This is a genomic window from Methylobacterium oryzisoli (assembly GCF_046557895.1).
In the GTDB taxonomy this organism is placed as follows: Bacteria; Pseudomonadota; Alphaproteobacteria; order Rhizobiales; family Beijerinckiaceae; genus Methylobacterium; species Methylobacterium oryzisoli.
This window is the reverse complement of sequence record NZ_JBKIBX010000009.1, coordinates 63,458-78,862: the sequence shown is the minus strand read 5'-3', so window position 1 is coordinate 78,862 and position 15,405 is coordinate 63,458. Positions and strand designations below refer to the sequence as shown.

The window sequence follows — 15,405 nt, the reverse complement described above, 5'->3', positions numbered from 1 at the left end:
CCACCGCCGTACGCTCCCCATGCTGATGCAGACCGCCCCCACGACCGCGCCCGCGCGCCCCGCCGACCCCGTCGCGCGGCGGCGCACCTTCGCGATCATCTCGCACCCGGATGCGGGCAAGACCACGCTCACCGAGAAGCTGCTGCTGTTCGGCGGCGCGATCCAGCTCGCGGGCGAGGTGAAGGCCAAGCGCAACCGCATCGCCACCCGCTCCGACTGGATGGGGATCGAGAAGGAGCGCGGCATCTCGGTCGTGACCTCGGTCATGACCTTCGAGTACGGCGACTGCGTCTTCAACCTCCTCGATACGCCCGGCCACGAGGACTTTTCCGAGGACACCTACCGCACGCTGACGGCGGTGGATTCCGCCGTGATGGTGATCGATGCGGCCAAGGGCATCGAGGCGCGCACCCGCAAGCTGTTCGAGGTCTGCCGGCTGCGCGACATCCCGATCGTCACCTTCGTCAACAAGCTCGACCGCGAGGCGCGCGACCCGTTCGACCTCCTCGACGAGATCGAGAAGACGCTCGCCCTCGACGTGGCGCCGGTCACCTGGCCGATCGGGCGCGGGCGCAGCTTCGCGGGCACCTACGACCTCGCGCAGCGCCGCGTGCGCCGGCTCGACGCGGCGGACGAGGCCGGCACCGTGCCGGTCTCGGGCTTCGACGATCCGCTCTTCGACGAGCTGCTGCCCGAGGCCGGCGAGGCGGCGGCGTGGCGCGAGGAGGCGGAGCTGGCCGAAGGCGGCTGCAAGCCCTTCGACCTCGCGGCCTTCCGCGAGGGGCACCTCACCCCGGTCTTCTTCGGCAGCGCCCTGCGCAACTTCGGGGTGCGCGACCTGATCGACGGGCTCGCCAGCGTGGCGCCCCCGCCGCGGGGGCAGGCGGCCGACCGGCGCGAGGTGGCGCCGACCGAGCCGAAGATGACCGGCTTCGTGTTCAAGATCCAGGCGAACATGGATCCGAATCACCGCGACCGCATCGCCTTCATGCGCGTGTGCTCGGGGCGGCTGTCGCGGGGCATGAAGGCGCGCCTCGTGCGCACCGGCAAGCCGATCTCGCTGTCGGCCCCGCAATTCTTCTTCGCGCAGGACCGCGCCATCGCGGACGAGGCCTTTGCGGGCGACGTGGTGGGCATCCCCAACCACGGCACGCTGCGCATCGGCGACACGCTGACGGAGGGCGAGGAGCTGATCTTCCGCGGCGTGCCGAGCTTCGCCCCCGAGATCCTGCGGCGCATCAAGCTCACCGACGCCATGAAGGCCAAGAAGCTGCGCGAGGCGCTCCAGCAGATGGGCGAGGAGGGCGTGGTGCAGCTCTTCCTGCCGCACGACGGCGCGGGCGCGATCGTCGGCGTGGTCGGCGCGCTGCAGCTCGACGTGCTCAAGGAGCGCCTGCAGGCCGAGTACGGCCTGCCGATCGACTACGAGCCGACCCGCTTCACCATCTGCCGCTGGATCGAGGCGGACCAGGAGGCCGAACTCGACAAGTTCATGGCCGCCCACGGCTCCTCGATGGCCTCCGACCTCGACGGCGCGCCGGTCTTCATGGCCACCACGGCCTTCTCGCTGAAGTACGAGCAGGACCGCTGGACCGAGATCCGCTTCACGGACGTCAAGGACTACCAGAAGCGGGCGGCCTGACGCGGGTGCGACCCCGGCTGGAGACAGGCTCCGGTCCGGGTCGCCGCCTCGGCGCGGCGCTCAGACCGCGTGCAGCCAGAACTGGGCGATCAGGGCGGCGCCCAGGAAGGTGCCGGCATTCGCCATGAACGACACCACCACGATGCGCCAGCCGAGCCGCCGGAAGGCCGGGACGTCCTTGGCGATCGACAGGCCGGCGAAGGCGAGGATCGGCGTGGCGAGCGCCAGGAAGTTGACCTTGCCGGTCAGCGCGGCGATGTCGGCCGAGAACGGCATCGCCGGATGCGTCAGCGCCATGCCGATCAGCGAGACCCAGATCACCGCCGGCAGCCGGCGGCCCGCGAGGCGGTAGAGCGCCCAGCCCGCCAGCACCACCGCGATGATGATCGCCATGCCGCCGATCACCGCCGCGTCGGGCGCGGTGCCGTAGGTGAGCCGGTTGCCGATCAGGCCGTAGGCGCCGATCAGCACCCAGGCCAGGATCAGGGCCGGCGTGCCGAGGGCGGGCTCCTCGTGCGGCGCCGGGCCGGTCTCGGCCGGCGCCGCTTCCTCCTGCCGACGGGTGCGGCCGATCAGCGGCTCCAGCCGGTTGTAGGCCCAGATCGTGAAGGGCAGCGACAGGAAGAGCGTGAAGTAGGTCCCGATCGTCGTGGTGATCAGGTTGCTCGCCGCCGCGAAGGTCGCGACGTCCTTGGCCACCTCCGGCGTCTGCTGCGCCGCGATGGCCGCGGAGGCCGCCGCCATCATGCTGCCCGAGCCGACGCCCGCCCCCATGGCCAGCGCCAGCGGGTTGAACAGGTTGAGGCTGGTGATGAGCCCGGCCAGCAGCGCGATGAACACTGCGCCGAACACCGTGCCGGTGAGATATTCCGCCAGCACGCCGCGGCCCTCGGGCGAATCCATGCCGAAGCGCTCGCCGATGATGGCGAGGCTCGGTTCGCGCCCGACCGAGAAGGTGGCGCCGATCGCCTCCCGCTTGATCCCGAGCAGCAGCGCCACCGGCAGGCCGAAGACCATCGTGCCGAAGAAGTGGCCGAATTCCTGGAAGACCAGCGCCCAGCCCGAGGCGAGGATCTTGGGCAGCGAGCCGCCGACCAGGAGCCCGAGCTTGGCGATGAAGATCAGCAGCGCGGGCTGCAGGTAGGCGGCGGCGAGGTGCTGCTGGGCCGGGCTGACCGCGAGCGGCCCCGGCAGGCGCCGGCTTGCCAGGCCGATGGCCGCGCCGAGGAGCAGGGCCCAGAGCAGCGGCAGGAGGACGATCTTGCCGGGGCCGAGCGGGATCGACACGGTGCCGATCGCCTCGGCGGCGACCACGAGCACGAGAGCGAAGAGGAAGAGTCGCGCCGTGCCCCCGGCCGCCGTGGGCGAACCCGCGGCGACGCGATCGACGGCCAAACCGGTATCCATGACGGGCCTCCTGGGGGTGGGATTGGGGGGCCTCAGCCGACGTAGCCGAAGGCGACGGCGGGCTGGGCCGCGGTCTCGACCCAGACGCTCTTGGTCTGCGTGTAGGCCATCAGCGCCTCGCGGCCGGACGAGCGGCCGAACCCCGATCGCCCGAAGCCGCCGAAGGGCGAGGCCACGTTGATGGTCTTGTAGCTGTTCACCCAGAAGGTCCCGGCGCGCACCGCGCCCGCGACCCGGTGGGCGCGCCCGACATCCGAGGTCCAGACGGCCCCGGCGAGCCCGTAGGGCGTGGCGTTGGCGAGCGCCACCGCCTCCTCCTCGGTCTCGAAGGGCAGCACGGTGAGGACCGGCCCGAAGACCTCCTCGCGGGCGATCGATGCGTCCGGCGCCACGCCGTCCACGATGGTCGGCGCGTAGTAGAGGCCGCCGGTGTCCCGCAGAGCCTCCGGGCAGCCGCCGCCGGCCGCGAGCCGGGCGCCGGAATCCTGCGCCGCCGCCACCATCCGGGCGATGGTGTCGAGCTGGCGCCGGTTGTTGACGGGGCCGATCTGCGTCTCGGGATCGGTGGGCGCGCCGATCGGGATCAGCGCGGCGGCGCGGGCGAGCCGCTCCACCACTTCGGCGTGGACCGCCCGCTGCACCAGCAGGCGCGAGCCGGCGACGCAGCTCTGCCCGGCGCCGCCGAAGATCGCCGCCTGGGCGCCGAGGATGGCGCGGCCGAGATCGGCATCGGCGAAGACGATGTTGGCGGACTTGCCGCCGAGTTCCAGCACGCTCGGCACCACGTTGCGGGCGGCCGCAGCGGCGATCTCCGCACCGACCTGGGCGGAGCCCACGAAGACGACGAGCCGGGTGTCGGGATGGCCTATCGCCGGCGCGCCCGTGGTCGGGCCGGCGCCGGCCAGCACCGAGACCAGGCCGCGGGGCAGGCCCTCGGCCCGGTCGCAGAGCATCCCGAGCACCAGGGAGGTGAGGGGGGTGAGTTCGGAGGGCTTGAGCACCACCGCGTTGCCGGCGCAGAGCGCCGGCGCGATCTGCCAGCCCGCGGTGAAGAGCGGCGCGTTCCAGGGCGTGATCTGCACCACCGTGCCGAAGGGCTCGTGGCGCGTGTAGTTCAGGTGCGAGGTCGGCACCGGTATGACCTCGCCGTGGAGCTTGTCGCACCAGCCGGCGTAGTACTCGAACATCTCCGCGACCTTGGCGACCTCGCCGCGCGTGTCGCGGATCGGCTTGCCGGCCGAGAGCGTCTCGATCTCGGCGAGCGCGGCGGCGTGGCGGCGCACGAGTTGCCCCACCGCCCAGAGGGCGCGCCCGCGGGCCGCGGCCGTCATCCCCCACCAGATCCGCTGCGCGTCGCGCGCGGCCTCCATGGCCGCGCCGACCACCGCCTCGCCCGCGTCGCGGTAGGAGGCGATCAGCCGGCCGTCCGCCGGGTTGACGAGGTCGAGCGGGCCGCCGCCGCCGGTCAGCACCTCGCCGGCCACCACGCTGCCGATGCGGTCGCCGAGGTCCCGTCCGGGCAGGAATTCGGCGAGGAGCGTGTCGAGCCGCGCGGCGGCCTCGCTCTGCGGATGCGCCGCCATCAGCTCTCTCCCTCGGTGGTGCGGTAATCGGCCATGCGGGTGAAGTCGGCGGTGTCGGGCAGGCGCGCGCGCGCCTCCTCCCAGATCCGGCCGACATGGGCGCTGAGCGGCAGGTCGAGGCCGGACTCGGCCGCGAGGTCGAGCGCGAGGCGCACGTCCTTGCGCATCAGCCCGGCGGAGAATCCGCTGTCGAAGGTCCCGGGCAGGACCCATCGCGGCACCATCACCTCGCTGACAACGCTGCGGCCGGTGGCGGTATTGACGATCGCCACCGCCTCCTCGGCCGAGAGGCCGGCGGCCTCCGACAGGCGCATCGCTTCGCCGGTCGTCACCAAGTGGGCGGCGACCAAGAGGTTGTTCACGAGCTTGACGATGTTGCCGGCCCCCGAAGGCCCGACATGCGGCGCGCGCGCCGACATCGCCTGCAGCACCGGCCGGGCGATGGCGTAGTCTGCCTCGTCTCCCCCGACCATCATGGTCAGCGTGCCCTCGGCGGCGCCCGAGGGACCGCCGCTCACCGGCGCGTCGAGCAGGGCGTGACCGGCCTGCGCGAGCCGGGACGCGAGCCGGCGCGTAGTCTGCGGGTCCGAGGTCGAGGTGTCGATCACCACCACCTTGCGGTCACGCCGCGCCAGCAGCCCGCCCTCGGCGGTGACCACCGCCTCGACGTCGCGGGCGAAGGGGAGCGAGACCACGAGGGCGTCGGCCCCGTGCAGCACCTCGGCGGGTGCCGGCACGAAGCGCACGCCCGCCGCCCCGGCGGCCGATTGGCGGGCCGCGTTCACGTCGGTGCCGACGACCCGGAAGCCCTTGCGGGCGAGCGTTGCCGCCATCCCGAGGCCCATGTTGCCGAGCCCGACGACGCCGACTGTCTGAATGTCCATGCCGATCCGTCCTGTTGCCGGCTGAACGATCGCGCAGGAACTGTGTTGCGGCAATCAGAGCTTTTCGCACGGAGCGTTCTGATCTTGCGAACACTTCGACATCACGGGATGGTCTGGAAGGCGACGAGGCGTTCGGCGAGCCAGCCGGTCAGGCGCGCCACGGGCTCGGGCAGGCGGCGGTTCGTGCGCACCACCAAGTGGGCCGTGGCGGAGGACAGGATCGGATCGGCGAGCGGCTGCGCGGCGAGCAATCCGGCCTGCAATTCCGCCGTGATGGTGAAGCGGGGTAGGAAGGTGACGCCCATGCCGACGGCGACGAAGCGGCGCTGCAGCTCGAAGGAGCTCGTTTCCAGCCGGGGCGTCAGCCGGAAGCCGCCATCCGCCTCGACGCGCCCGAGGAGCTGGCGCACGCCGTGGTCGGGCGGCAGGAGCGCGGCGGGTTCGGTGGCGAAGGCCCGAAGCGCGATGGGCTGCGAGCCCGCCGCGACCGGATGGCCGAGGGGCAGGACCGCCAGCAGCGGCTGGCGCGCCACCACGACGCTATGCAGGTCGGGATGGGCCGGCGGGTTGTAGGCGAGGCCGAGATCGGCCTCGTTCAGCGCGACCGCGCCGAGGATGCTGGCCGTGGTGCCGAGCGAGACCGTGTAGGTGATGCCCGGATGGGCCGCTGCGAAGCTCGCCAGACCGTTCTCGAGGAGATCGACCAGGAAGCCGGCGCCGCAGCACAGGCGCACTGTGCCCTGCCGGACCCCGCGCAGACGCTCCAGCCGGTCCGCCAGGAGCGCGGCCTCGTCGGCCTGCCGCTGCGCGTGCTCGGCCACGACGCGCCCGGCCTCCGTCGGCGCGATCCCGCGCGGCAGCCGTTCCAGCAGCGGCTGGCCGCACTCGGCCTCCATCTCGTGGATGTGGCGGCTGACGGCCGAGGCCGCGACGTTCAGCACCTCGGCCGCCCGCCGGACCGATCCGGTGCGGACGACCGCCAGGAAGTAGCGCAGGGCTCTGTCGTTCATCGCGCGGGAGACGGTTCGCAGTGGCGGGCCGCCGGAGCCTGCGTCGCTTCCCTCAGCCTCGCATCACTTTTCTCGGCGGGGAGCGGACGATTCCGCGGGGGAGGCCTCCCCCTTGCGCGCCTCCGCAAGGGCACCGTTCGCGGGATGCACCCTGGTCCTCCTGCCCGGCCGTGCTCGCCGGCCATCGGCGCGGTCGATCGGCAGGACGGGCCAGGCACGCGACCGCTGCACGGTTGCGCGGCCCGACCCGCTGTTCCGCGCCGGGGGGATTGGGGGACCGGCACCGAACCGGCGCAGCCTCGCACGGTCCGCCGGACGGTTCCCCCTCAAAGGTCAGGGTAGGGGAGGTGGGTCGACGCAGCGTTCACCGGGCCGCGCGGACCTCGGGTGGACCGGACCGCGGCCTCAGCGGCAGTTGCGGTCGAGCTTGAAGCCGCGCGGTCCGCTGAAGCCCGTGAAGCGGCAGCCGCCGAAGGTGCCCTCGAAGCCGTACTCGTTCCTGCCGGTCTTCCACGTCGCGCCCTGGCCGCCGTTGTAGCTGGCCGTGCGGTACTCGGCCGGACGGGCGCTCGGGGCCGTGCGCGCGCCGCGGCGCGGCGGAGGCGCGTAGGCCGGCTCCGGACGGGAGGGGGTTTCCTCGTAGGCGGAGGGGGGCGCAGCCGCCGGGCTCGGCGTGGCCTGCGCCAGCCGCTCGGCCGGGACGGGCCGCGCCGGCGCCGGAACGTAGCCCTGGTTCGGCGCGTCCGCCCGGGGCAGGTCGATCACGCGCGGAGCGCCCTTGGTGCCCTGCGTCTCGTCGGCATCGCTCATGCTGACGGGCGCGAGGTTCCTCACCTCGGCGTAGGCCTTCGGCTCGGCGCGCGGGGGCGCCTGCACGAGATCGGCGTCCGTCCGGCCGATCGCCGGCGTAGCCGGCGGAGCCGGAGACTTCAGCGTGAGGCTCGCGTGGGCGACGGTGACCAGCCCGATGGTGAGACCGGCGGCAGCGGCGAGAGAGGGCTTGATCATGGCGATCTCCGTGAGAACCGATCCGTCGGTGGGATCCGATCCGTGTCCTGATCTCTGTCGCATGCGGCGGACCTTGGCGGCGTGCTTGGGCGCACCCATCCGCCTGCCGGATCGACGCGATCGGGCGGTGCGCCTCCCTGGAGGCCCTGGTCACGGATCCTGCCAGGGCGTCGTCCCGGCGGCATCGCTTGCCACGGCGCCGCTTTTGGCGGCGAAGTGGACCCCTGCGGGGGGCCGTCCCGCGCAAGGACGCCGATCGGTGACATGAAGCTGCGCCTGCTGCCGCTCCTCGCAGCCGGGCTCGTGGCGGGAGCGCTCGCGGGGCTGCCGCTCCTGACCCTCGCGCCGAACCGTCTGGTGCCGGGCGACCCGGTCGCGGCGGGCTGGCCAGGCCTCGGCATCGCCGGTCTGGCAGTGGGTGCGGCGCTGCTCGTCTCGGGCGCGCTGCGGGGCGGCGTGCTCCCGCGCACCGCTCTCCTCGCGGCACTGGCCGGCCTCGCGGTGCTGGGGCTCGCGGTCGGGATGGGGGCGGCCGCGCTCGTCGCGGGCCAACCGTCAGCGGTGCGGGCCTCGTTCGGGGCGGGGGCGTGGCTCGCGGCGCTCGGTTTCGTCCTCCTCGCGGCGGAGGCCGCGCGCGCGATTCCGGGGCGCTTCGGTGCGCCGCTCGCGCTGGCGGGCGGCATCGCGCTCGCGGTGCTGGCCGGGTGGAGCGGCCTGTTCGATGCGGTGTCGCTCGCGGTGGAGTACCGCGCCCGCGCGGGGACGGTCCAGGCGGCTTTGGGGCAGCATCTCGCGCTTTCGGCCGGGGCGCTCGGCCTCGCCCTCCTCGTCTCGGTCCCGCTCGCGCTCGTGCTCCTGCGCGGCGGCTGGCCGGCGCGCGGCGTCGAGACCGTGCTGAACGGCGTGCAGGTGGTGCCGGCCCTGGCGCTGTTCGCGGCGCTCGTCTCGGCGCTGTCGGGCCTCCTCGCATGGCTGCCGGCCCTGCGGGTGGTCGGGCTCGGAGCGATCGGCCCGACGCCGGCCATTCTCGGCACCGCGGCCTACGTGGCGCTGCCGCTGGTGCAGAGCCTCGCGGCGGGCCTCGCCTCGCCGGACCCGGCGGTGCTGGAGAGCGCGCGGGCGCTGGGCCTCACCCGCGGCCAAGTGCTCCTGCGCGTGCGGCTGCCGCTCGGCGCACCGCTCCTCCTCGGCGGCCTGCGGGTCGCGGCGGTGCAGAGCATCGGGCTGTCGACCCTCGGCGGCCTCGTCGGGGCGGGCGGGCTCGGGGCGGTGGTCTTTGACGGCATGGCGCAGTTCGCCCCGGACCTGATCCTGCTCGGCGCGATCCCGGTGATCGCCCTCTCGCTCGCGGCCGATCGCGGCCTCGCCCTGTTCGGCCCGCGCGAGGCGCGCGCCGCATGAGGTTCGGCCCCGCCCTCGCCACGGCCGCGCTCGGCCTCGCGCTCGGGCTCGCGAGCCATCCGGCGGTGGCGGCATTCCTCGCGGGGGCGCTCGGCCTCACGGCCGGGTCGCCGCTCAGCACCGCGCGCCTCCTCGGGCTCGCGCGCGCCCACATGCTGCTGGCGCTGTCGGGCTTCGCGCTCGCGGGCGGGCTCGGCCTCGTCCTCGGCCTGCTGGCGTCCCGGGCGGGCGGGCGCCTGCGCGGCACGGTCGACGCCCTCGCGACCGCCGCCCAGGCGGCGCCCCCGGTGGTGGTGATCGGGCTCGCGCTGCCGATCCTCGGCTTCGGCGCGCCGCCGACGCTCCTGGCGCTCGCCCTCTACGGGCTGATGCCGGTGACCCGCGCCACCGCGGACGCGCTCGCCACCGTCTCGGCAGAGGTGCGCGCCGCGGCCGAGGCGATGGGGCTCACGCCCGCGCAGGTCTTCTGGCGGGTCGACCTGCCGCTCGCCGCCACCCCGATCCTGGCCGCCCTGCGGGTCGTGATGGTGACGGCGGTCTCGACGGCCGCGATCGGGGCGCTCGCCGGGGCGCCGACCCTCGGCACGCCGATCGTGGTCGGGCTGCAGAACCAGAATGGGCTCTACCTGCTCCAGGGCACTGCCGCGGTGGCGGCCCTGGCCTTCCTGGCCGATGCGGCGATGCAGGCGGCCGGCGCGGCCCTTCGGCGATAGAGCGCTACTCGCCGAACTCCACCGTGGCGCCCTTGGCGATGTGACGGGCGAGGTCGCGAGCGTCCCAATTGGTCAGGCGCACGCAGCCGTGCGATTCGGACTTGCCGACCTTCTCGGGGTCCGGCGTGCCGTGGATGCCGTAGGATTCCGCCGAGAGGTCGATCCAGACCAGCCCCACCGGGTTGTTGGGACCCGGGCGGATGGTGAACTTGCGGTCGGCCTTCACGCCCGCGAATCCGTATTTCGGGTCGTACGTGTAGTCCGGGTTGAAGGCGACGCCCTTCACCTTGAAATTCCCCTTCGGGGCGGGTTTCTCCTCGCTGCCGATCGAGGAGGGATAGACGCGCAACAGCGCCCCGTCCTCGGCGTAGCCGCGCACCTGCAGCGCCTCCTTGTCGACGACGATGCGGCTGACCTTCGGGTCGTCCGGCAGCTCCTTCGCGTTCGGGCGGTCGGTGCCCATCGGCTCGACGCCCGCCACCGTCACGACGCTGCCGGCCTTCAGGTCCTCATCCGGGTTGAGGGCGTCGAACAGGGCGCGGCTCATGTGGAAGCGCTCGGCCAGCATCTCGGCGGGGCTCGTGTAGGCGAGCGCCTTGAGGTCGGCCTGCTCCTCCATCTTGTCGGGGATCTTGTCCGCGAAGGGACCGCGCAGGTCCGCCTCGGTCAGCGTATAGGTGGTGAGCGCCGGGTCGGCATTCGTGGCGGCGAGCGCCTCCCAGAGCTTGCCGTCGAGCCGCCCGCTCGCCTTCAGGCCCTTGGCCTGCGCGAAGGCCTTGAGGGCGCCGCGCAGGTTCTCGCCGTCGCGGCCGTCGATGGCACCGGGGGAGAAGCGGGCGCGGTCGAGGAGCACCTGCGCCTTCACGAGCAGCGGGTCCGGGCGCTTGGACGAGCGGGCCGGCTTCTCGTCCGGATCGAAGCGCGCGGCGTTCACCGTCTCAAGGTCGAGTGCGGGCGCGCGCCGCTCGGCCGCCTGGGTTCCGCCGGCTCCCACGAGCGCCAGACCGACCACCCCGACCCACCCGATCCACGTCCGCATCGCCACCTCCTGAGATCGCTGCTCACAAGCACGGAGGGGGCGAAACCGTTCCGGGATCATTGGCACAGGCGGTGACCGGCATTCCGCTCGCGCTCGTCGAGGTGGAGGTGGTTGCCGTGCGCGGCGTCCGAGCCGGGGCCGAGCACGGTGCGGAAGAACGCGCAGGCCCGGGCCTGCACGGCGGCCTGGAAGGCGGCCTCAGGGGTGCCGGCCTTCACGGTCCCGATGGTCACCGGCTCGCGCCCCTCGAAGGCGAAGCCCATCACGTCGACCGCGTTGGCGTAGGCGTGCTCGGAGAGCTTGGCATCCGGGTCGTGGTTCTGCCCCCGGCACTCGTACGAGGTGGCGATGCGCACCGCGTTCGGGGCGCGTCCCAGCAGGCGCTCGGCCTGCACGCGCACCTCCGTGCTCCAGCGCGCGAAGGCCTCGGCGGCCGGGCAGGTGAGGGTGGCGGCGGGCGACACGGCGAGCCCGTCCGGCAACTCGCTCAGCCGCAGCGGCTTCGGCGCCCCGCACAGCCCCTCGGCGATGGCCGGCAGGGGCGTCGCCTTGGCGCCGAGCCGCTCCAGCCGGCGCAGGCAGGCGGTGTCGTCCGGCACGAGCACCGGCGGCGGGCCGGACGGCACGTCGGCCGGACGCCCCGGGGGGAGGGGGGGTGGGGCGGCGGGCGCCTGGGTGGCAGGGGTTTGAGCGGCGGACGGCGGAGGCGGCACCGGCGCGGCGGGCTGCGACGCGGCCGGGCCCTGGCCGGCCGGAGGGGCGGGGGGCGATGGTGCGGCGGCGCCCGGTCCGGCATCCGGACGCGGCGGCGGCAACGGCACCTGGGCGCGCCCGCCCGCGGGCGCCAAGAGAAGCGCCGCGAGCACGAGCATCCGCGTGGCCGACCTTTGGTGCATCCCGCGCCCCCTCCGAATGACTCACAGGCAGCGCGGGATCCCCTCTCCCGTGCGGGAGAGGGGTAGGGGTGAGGGTCCTGGGAGGGTTCAGCAAGAAGTCTGGACCGTGCCGCTACCAGCACTGCCTTCCGAGCGTGAGGCGGAACCGTTCCGCTCCCCTCACGACACGCAGCGTTTCACTGCGGCTCCCTTCCGGGACCCTCACCCCTGCCCCTCTCCCGCACGGGAGAGGGGTTACCCGCGCTCTTCATAGCCTCGCCGCTGCAGCCGCGTCCGGCCCTCTCAGCATCAACGGTCGAACCCGCCGCCCGAGCCCAACGGCGGGCAAGCGCGACCGTTCCGCGACCGTTCGGCCCGGCGGCTTGCGCCCAGCGCGTCCGGCCCTATCGTCGCCCCATGCCCTCCACCTCTCCAGGATCGCCCAGCATGGCCGACAGCACGACCGAGCGTCAGGACACCCGCCCCGGGGCGAACCCCTTCGCGGAGGCGGCCTGGACCACGCCGTTCGGGCTGCCGCCCTTCGAGCGGATCGCGCCGGCCCATTACGAGCCGGCCTTCACGGAGGCGCTCGCCGCGCACGAGGCCGAGATCGCCGCCATCGCGGCCGATCCGGCCCCGCCCGGTTTCGCCAACACGGTCGCGGCGCTGGAGCGGTCGGGGCAGGCGCTCAAGCGCGTCGGCGCGACCTTCTTCAACGTCGCGGGCAGCCACACCAACCCCGACCTCCAGGCGGTGGAGCGGGTGATGGCCCCGCGGCTGTCGCGCCATCGCAGCGCGCTCTTCCTCAACCCGGACCTGTGGGCGCGCGTCTCGGCCGTGACCGACGAGGGCCTCTCCGCGGAGGAGGGCCGCGTGCTCGACCGCTACCGCACGCTCTTCCGGCGCGCGGGCGCCGACCTCGCGCCCGCCGACAAGGAGCGGGTCGCCGCCATCGGCGCGCGGCTCGCCGAACTCGGCACGCGCTTTTCGCAGAACCTGCTCGCCGACGAGAGCGCCTTCGTGCTGCCGCTGGAGAGCGAGGCGGATCTCGCCGGCCTGCCGCCCTTCCTGCGCACGGCCGCGGCCCGCGCCGCCGAGGAGCGGGGGCTTCCCGGCCACGTCATCACCCTGTCGCGCTCGCTGATCGAGCCGTTCCTGGTCTTCTCGACCCGCCGCGACCTGCGCGAGCGCGCCTACACGGCCTGGATCCGCCGCGGCGAGAACGGCGGCGAGACCGACAACCGCGCCATCATCGCCGAGACCATGCGGCTGCGCGCCGAGCGGGCGCGGCTCCTCGGCTACGAGACCTTCGCGGCCTTCAAGCTCGCCGACACGATGGCGCAGACCCCCGAGGCCGCCATGGCGCTCCTGCGCGACGTCTGGGCGCCGGCCCGCGCCCGCGCGGCGGCCGAGCGCGACCGGCTGCAGGAGATGGTCGGGCGCGAGGGCGGCAACTTCGACCTCGCCGCCTGGGACTGGCGCCACTACGCCGAGAAGCTGCGCAAGGCCGAGCACGACCTCGACGAGGGCGAGATCAAGCCGTACCTGCCGCTCGACGGCGTGATCGCGGCGAGCTTCGACACGGCGCAGCGCCTGTTCGGCCTGACCTTCGAGGAGGTGGACGAATTTCCGCGCTACCATCCCGACGTGCGGGCCTGGCGGGTGCGCGACCGCGACGGCTCGGAGATCGGCCTCTTCCTCGGCGACTACTTCGCCCGCGCCAACAAGCGCTCGGGCGCCTGGATGAGCGCCTTCCGCTCGCAGGAGCGCCTGACCGACGACGTGACGCCGATCATCGTCAACGTGATGAACTTCGCCAAGGGCGGGGAGGGCGAGCCGGCCCTGCTGTCCTTCGACGACGCCCGCACCCTCTTCCACGAGTTCGGCCACGCGCTGCACGGACTCCTGTCGGACGTCACCTACCCGCTTCTCGCCGGCACCGCGGTGGCGGGCGACTTCGTGGAACTGCCCTCGCAACTCTACGAGCACTGGCTGGAGCAGCCGCAGGTACTGCGCGCGCATGCCCGCCACTACCGCACGGGCGAGCCCATGCCGGAGGCGCTGCTCCAGCGGATGCTGGCCGCCCGCACCTTCAACCAGGGTTTCGCCACGGTGGAGTACACCGCCTCGGCGATCGTCGACCTCGACCTGCACCTGTCGCAGGAGGCGGAAGCCGGGCTCGACGTCCCGGCCTTCGAGGCCGAGGCCCTGCGGCGGATCGCGATGCCGGCCGAGATCAGCATGCGCCACCGCTCGCCGCACTTCGCCCACATCTTCTCGGGCGAGGGCTACGCGGCGGGCTACTACTCCTACCTGTGGTCGGAGGTGCTGGACGCGGACGCGTTCGACGCCTTCCGGGAGGCCGGCGACATCTTCGACCCGGAGACGGCCGGACGGCTGCGCGAGTTCGTCTACGGGGCGGGCAACCTGCGCGACGCGCGCGAGGCCTACACGGCCTTCCGCGGGCGCCTGCCGAGCATCGAGCCGCTGCTGCGCAAGCGAGGGTTGCTGGCGGCGTGAGCCGGTAAGGGTTCGGTAAACAAACGTCGTTACCAAAAGCTTCCAGTGAGTTGGGAAGCTTCGTCATGAGCGACGGCAAGGATCAGGCCGGTGCTGCCACCCCGGCCAAGGATGCGACGGCGAACCCTGAGACGGCGACGCCCAAGGGCCCGTTCAGGCGCCCGTTCCCCCGCCTGAAGCTGCGCCCGCCCGTGGCGGCGGCGCTCTTCGGGGGGATGTGCCTGGGCGCGTTCGGAGGTGGGGCGGGGGCCGCCCTGCTCACCAAGGGCGCGCGGGCGGAGCGTCCCGCGATCACTCAGGCCGACTGGAAGAAACTCGCCACGCGGCTCAACGCGCAGGCGGCCGAATCGGCCCGCCTCGCCACCGACCTGAAGCTGCTGCGCGACCGCGCTGCCGAAGCCGCCGCGGCCGCCGAGAAGGGCCGGGCCGACACCACCACGCGGCTCGGGCAGATCGGCGACCGGCTCGACAAGCTGCAGAAACTCGGCACCGAGACCACCGCGAAGATGGTTGGGCTCGGCGAGAAACTCGACCACACCGACCGCGAACAGGCCGCCCGCGTGGCCGCGCTCGGTGAGAGGGTGGAGAAGACGCGCAGTGCGGCACCGGCCCCGGTGGCCGCGGCCCCGGCGCCCGCGCCGGCCGCGAAACCCGCCGCACCGGAGCCCGCCCTGACAGGCAGCCTGCCGGAGCGTCCCGCCGCGAAGCCCGCGCCGGCCACGGTGGAGACCTGGATCCTGCGCGACGTCTACGACGGGGTCGCGATCATCGAGAACCGCAACCAGCGCCTGCTGGAGATCGGGCCGGGCGACACGGTGCCGGGCGTCGGACGCGTCGAGGCGGTCGAACGGCGCGGCAAGACCTGGGTGGTGGTGACCAGCAAGGGCGTGATCACGCCGCACGCATGGTGAGGCGCAGGCGGGGACGCGCTCGGGCGAAGCGGGGCTCAGGCGGCCACGACGGGCTTCGTCCCCTTGGGCGGAACAGTCAGCCCCTCGCGCAGCCGCCGACGGCCGCGCGCCACGGCCTTCCCGCGCTCCGCCGCGTTCGGATGCAGCAATTCGGCGAGACGGGCCAGGGCCTGGAGGTCGTCGAGGTGGCGGACGTCGAAGTCGGGCATGGGTTCCCCCGGGCGGATCGCCCGTGGCTGATCGGGATACGCACACGCATACTGGATACTCACCAACGGGCTCGGGCTTGAACAGTTCCGCTTCCGGTCAGGTGCGTAGAGAAAAAGTTCTAATCCCGCCGCGCAAGAAGCCGCGCGACGGGCGCCATTGCCTACCCAAGTCCTAAGCGGATGATCACAAGTCGGATGTGCGG

13 protein-coding genes are annotated in these 15,405 nt (G+C 73.5%); 5 read left to right on the top strand and 8 right to left on the bottom strand.

From position 1 onward, the window contains the following. The first annotated feature begins 19 nt into the window (after positions 1-19). Entirely contained in the window at positions 20-1,642 is a 1,623-nt protein-coding gene (locus tag ACKUB9_RS11150) for a peptide chain release factor 3 (RefSeq protein WP_407521821.1), read from the top strand. Positions 1,643-1,702: 60 nt separating this feature from the next. On the opposite strand, the gene ACKUB9_RS11145 is transcribed toward ACKUB9_RS11150, so the two are convergent. The 5 genes from ACKUB9_RS11145 to ACKUB9_RS11125 form a co-directional block, all read right to left on the bottom strand. Continuing rightward, entirely contained in the window at positions 1,703-3,049 is a 1,347-nt protein-coding gene (locus tag ACKUB9_RS11145; RefSeq protein WP_407521819.1) for a DUF3100 domain-containing protein, read from the bottom strand. A 32-nt stretch (positions 3,050-3,081) separates the two neighbouring features. Further along, positions 3,082-4,632 (bottom strand): aldehyde dehydrogenase family protein, encoded by a 1,551-nt coding sequence (locus ACKUB9_RS11140; RefSeq protein ID WP_407521817.1) that lies wholly within the window; start codon positions 4,630-4,632, stop codon positions 3,082-3,084. Further along, a complete protein-coding gene (locus ACKUB9_RS11135) occupies positions 4,632-5,516 on the bottom strand; it encodes an NAD(P)-dependent oxidoreductase (RefSeq protein ID WP_407521815.1) in 885 nt (294 codons plus the stop codon). The genes ACKUB9_RS11140 and ACKUB9_RS11135 overlap by 1 nt, the downstream gene beginning before the upstream one ends. Before the next feature lie 101 nt (positions 5,517-5,617). Continuing rightward, positions 5,618-6,526 carry a LysR family transcriptional regulator gene (locus ACKUB9_RS11130; protein WP_407521812.1) on the bottom strand — a complete coding sequence of 303 codons (909 nt, stop codon included), beginning with the start codon at positions 6,524-6,526 and terminating at the stop codon, positions 5,618-5,620. 405 nt (positions 6,527-6,931) lie between these two features. Next, positions 6,932-7,534: a translation initiation factor IF-2 gene (locus ACKUB9_RS11125; RefSeq protein WP_407521810.1), complete on the bottom strand. Its 603-nt coding sequence runs from the start codon at positions 7,532-7,534 to the stop codon at positions 6,932-6,934. Positions 7,535-7,798: 264 nt separating this feature from the next. On the opposite strand from ACKUB9_RS11125, the gene ACKUB9_RS11120 reads away from it, so the two are divergent. Both ACKUB9_RS11120 and ACKUB9_RS11115 read left to right on the top strand, forming a co-directional pair. After that, positions 7,799-8,935 carry an ABC transporter permease gene (locus tag ACKUB9_RS11120; protein ID WP_407521808.1) on the top strand — a complete coding sequence of 379 codons (1,137 nt, stop codon included), beginning with the start codon at positions 7,799-7,801 and terminating at the stop codon, positions 8,933-8,935. Further along, positions 8,932-9,648, top strand: coding sequence for an ABC transporter permease (locus tag ACKUB9_RS11115; protein WP_407521806.1), 717 nt, complete (start codon positions 8,932-8,934; stop codon positions 9,646-9,648). Before ACKUB9_RS11120 ends, ACKUB9_RS11115 begins: the two co-directional genes overlap by 4 nt. A gap of 4 nt (positions 9,649-9,652) precedes the next feature. On the opposite strand, the gene ACKUB9_RS11110 is transcribed toward ACKUB9_RS11115, so the two are convergent. Together ACKUB9_RS11110 and ACKUB9_RS11105 are read right to left on the bottom strand one after the other, a co-directional pair. Continuing rightward, positions 9,653-10,687 (bottom strand): L,D-transpeptidase family protein, encoded by a 1,035-nt coding sequence (locus ACKUB9_RS11110; RefSeq protein WP_407521804.1) that lies wholly within the window; start codon positions 10,685-10,687, stop codon positions 9,653-9,655. A gap of 56 nt (positions 10,688-10,743) precedes the next feature. Continuing rightward, positions 10,744-11,313: an extensin-like domain-containing protein gene (locus tag ACKUB9_RS11105; RefSeq protein WP_407521802.1), complete on the bottom strand. Its 570-nt coding sequence runs from the start codon at positions 11,311-11,313 to the stop codon at positions 10,744-10,746. A gap of 696 nt (positions 11,314-12,009) precedes the next feature. On the opposite strand from ACKUB9_RS11105, the gene ACKUB9_RS11100 reads away from it, so the two are divergent. Further along, positions 12,010-14,082, top strand: coding sequence for a M3 family metallopeptidase (locus tag ACKUB9_RS11100; RefSeq protein WP_407521800.1), 2,073 nt, complete (start codon positions 12,010-12,012; stop codon positions 14,080-14,082). 65 nt (positions 14,083-14,147) lie between these two features. After that, on the top strand, positions 14,148-14,993 hold the full coding sequence (locus ACKUB9_RS11095) for a hypothetical protein (RefSeq protein WP_407521797.1): 846 nt from the start codon (positions 14,148-14,150) through the stop codon (positions 14,991-14,993). A 35-nt stretch (positions 14,994-15,028) separates the two neighbouring features. Here the strand turns inward: ACKUB9_RS11095 and ACKUB9_RS11090 are convergent, their stop codons facing one another. After that, positions 15,029-15,202, bottom strand: a complete 174-nt coding sequence (locus ACKUB9_RS11090; protein WP_407521795.1) for a hypothetical protein — start codon at positions 15,200-15,202, stop codon at positions 15,029-15,031. Positions 15,203-15,405: the final 203 nt, after the last annotated feature.